This window comes from Rhodococcus sp. P14, assembly GCF_000256505.1.
Lineage (GTDB): Bacteria > Actinomycetota > Actinomycetes > Mycobacteriales > Mycobacteriaceae > Rhodococcus > Rhodococcus ruber.
The window spans coordinates 1-2,442 of the sequence record NZ_AJFC01000003.1 but is presented as its reverse complement, the minus strand read 5'-3'; the positions used below and the strand labels follow the sequence as shown (position 1 = coordinate 2,442).

The 2,442-nt window shown below is 73.2% G+C and carries 3 protein-coding genes; 1 reads left to right on the top strand and 2 read right to left on the bottom strand.

The features are described from left to right. Positions 1–28 precede the first annotated feature (28 nt). Positions 29–652 (bottom strand): TetR/AcrR family transcriptional regulator, encoded by a 624-nt coding sequence (locus tag OEY_RS0100170; RefSeq protein WP_237713707.1) that lies wholly within the window; start codon positions 650–652, stop codon positions 29–31. A 55-nt stretch (positions 653–707) separates the two neighbouring features. On the opposite strand from OEY_RS0100170, the gene OEY_RS0100165 reads away from it, so the two are divergent. After that, entirely contained in the window at positions 708–1,526 is an 819-nt protein-coding gene (locus OEY_RS0100165) for an alpha/beta fold hydrolase (RefSeq protein WP_010591939.1), read from the top strand. A 16-nt stretch (positions 1,527–1,542) separates the two neighbouring features. Here OEY_RS0100165 and OEY_RS29575 read toward each other — a convergent pair. Further along, positions 1,543–2,442, bottom strand: a 900-nt coding sequence (locus tag OEY_RS29575; protein WP_010591938.1) for a GNAT family N-acetyltransferase, incomplete at its 5' end; no start/stop codon positions are given.

The following is a 2,442-nucleotide window of genomic DNA, read 5'->3' as shown; positions in this document are numbered from 1 at the left end:
CGGGGCCCGGGGGAGCCGGGCGGGGGACTCAGTCGCGGGCCTGCCATCCGCGATGGAGCATGTCGAGTGCCTCGTGCAGCAGCGCGTCCCTGTCGGCGGGGACCGAGGCCGGGATCTGGTGCAGTGCGGCCAACCGGGCGATGCCGTAGACGGTGCCCCACGCGGCCGCGCACCGTCGCAGAACGTCGGCTTCGTCGATGCCTGCGGGTTGGCAGGCCGCGACGGTGTCGTGCAGCAGCTCCCAGTAGTCGGCCGCGGCCTGCTGCAGGCGTGGGTGGTCGGCCTTGTCGACCGTGGGCCCGTAGGCCAGGTCGTGCACGTGCGGGTTGTCCCGCACGAAGCGCACGTAGGCGCCGGCGAGGGCGTGGAGCCGGTGCAGGGGGTCGGGGCCTGCGGCTTCGACGGCGGCGGCGGCCGTCGCCGCGGCCCGCCGGAGTCCGGTCCCGGCCACCGCCGCGAGGAACCGGCGCTTGGTGCCGAAGTGCACGTAGGGCGCCTGGTGGCTCACGTCCAGTTGTTGTGCCACCCGGCGCAGGCTGAGCCGTTCCGCGGGCTCCTCGCGCAACTGCTCGAGTGCGGTCTGGAGCAGGCGTTCGTCGAGGCTCGGGCTCGTCCGCCCGGCTCCCTGGCCCCCATTGACACTGTCAACCATGCGGAGGACCATAGCACTTGACAATGTCAACCGGGAACCGGAGGCGGTGAGGGCGATGACCCGGAAGATCTCGACCGGAGTGGGCTCGCTGGCCGTGCGAGTGCGGGGCCAGGGTCCGACCGCCGTGCTGTGGCACAGCCTGTTCGTCGACGAAAGATCCTGGGGCCGAGTCGAAGACGAGCTGGCAACCGAACGGCGGGTCGTGTCCGTCACCGGCCCGGGGCACGGGGCGAGCGATGATCCCGGCCGGCGCTACACCCTCGCCGAATGCGCCGCGGCGGCCGGAACGATACTCGACGAACTCGGCGTCGACGAACCCGTCGACTGGATCGGCAACGCCTGGGGCGGCCACATCGGCATCGTCTTCGCGACCGACGCGGCGCCGCGCTGCCGGACGCTGGTGACGCTGGGGACGCCCGTCCAGGCGCTGAACCGGACGGAGCGCGCACGCACGGTATTCCTCCTCGCCGCCCACCGGATGCTCGGCCCCGTCGGCTTCATCCGCTCGGGGGTGACGAACGTATTGCTCTCCGCCGCAACGAGGAAACGCGATCCGGAGGCGGTCGCCCTCGTCGGGGACTGCCTCGTCCGCGCCGACCGGGCGGCACTGCGCAACGCGGTCGTCTCCATCTCGCTGCACCGCCCCGATCTGACCGACCGTCTGCCCGGGCTGTCCGTGCCGACCCTCTTCGTCACCGGCAGCGACCACAAGGGGTGGACGCCGGAGCAGGCGCGCGCGGCGAGCCGCCTGGTGCCGCAGGGCTCGTGCGCCGTCGTGGACGGCGCCGCGTACCTCGTCCCGCTCGAGGCGCCCGCCGAGACGACGGATCTGGTGCGGCGATTCTGGTCGGCGTCCGTGCCGGAGTACCCGTGACGGCGTTCGACGCCGTTCACAGTCCGCGTCGCATCACCGCCCGCGGCCACCGATCCAGACCGCGGGCGGCCTCCTCACGACGGATCCGGCGCAGGCCCGGACCGAGGTCGTCGTCGCGCACGAACTCGAAGCCGAGCCGCCGGTAGTAGGGCCCGTTCCAGGGGACGTCGACGAAGGTGGTCAGCGTCAGCGCGGGCAGCGCCCGAACGCGTGCCCAGGTCGCGAGGTGATCGATCAGGACCCGGCCGAGCCCGCGGCGAGCGTGCTCGGGATGCACCGACACCTGCGCGACGTGGGCGGTGCCGTCGACGATCTCGGCGAGTAGGTAGGCCACCGGGCGGTCGTCACCGTCGGTACCCACCCACACGCGCCCGGCGGTCACGTACTCGCGCAGCTCCGCGAGCGTGGGCGGCGCGTCGTCGGCGACGGCGTCCATGCCGAGCTCGGTGAACGCCCGTCCGGCCGCACGTTCGATGTCCTGCAGCAGCGGCAGGTCCGCCGCGGTGGCCGGGCGGATGCGGTGCGCGGCGTCCTGCGGCGGCAGGTCCTTGGCGAAGTACAGCGACGAGTCCGAACAGGCGTACTCACCGAACCGCTCGGCCAGCGGAACGTACCCGGCCGCCGCGTACATCGCGAGCGCCTCGGGCTGCTCGGTGCCGGTCTCGAGCACCATGCGGCGCCGGCCCGCCTCGGCGGCGGTGCGCTCGAGCTCGGCCAGGATCCGCCGCGCCACGCCTCGTCGGCGCAGACCCGCGCGCACGTACATGCGCTTGATCTCGGCGTCGCCGTCGCGCAGTCCGGGGTGCGCCGAGTTCCGCGCCCGCCATCCGCCGATGCCGGCCGGGACGTCGTCCAGCGACGCGAGCAGGAAGATGCCGTGGGGTGGATCGAACTCCTGCGGGTGCAGCAGCGTGTG

Bases quoted from the DNA above. Each gene is read 5' to 3' on its own strand.
- OEY_RS0100170 (WP_237713707.1), bottom strand. From the start codon at position 652: ATGGTTGACAGTGTCAATGGGGGCCAGGGAGCCGGGCGGACGAGCCCG.
- OEY_RS0100165 (WP_010591939.1), top strand. From the start codon at position 708: ATGACCCGGAAGATCTCGACCGGAGTGGGCTCGCTGGCCGTGCGAGTG.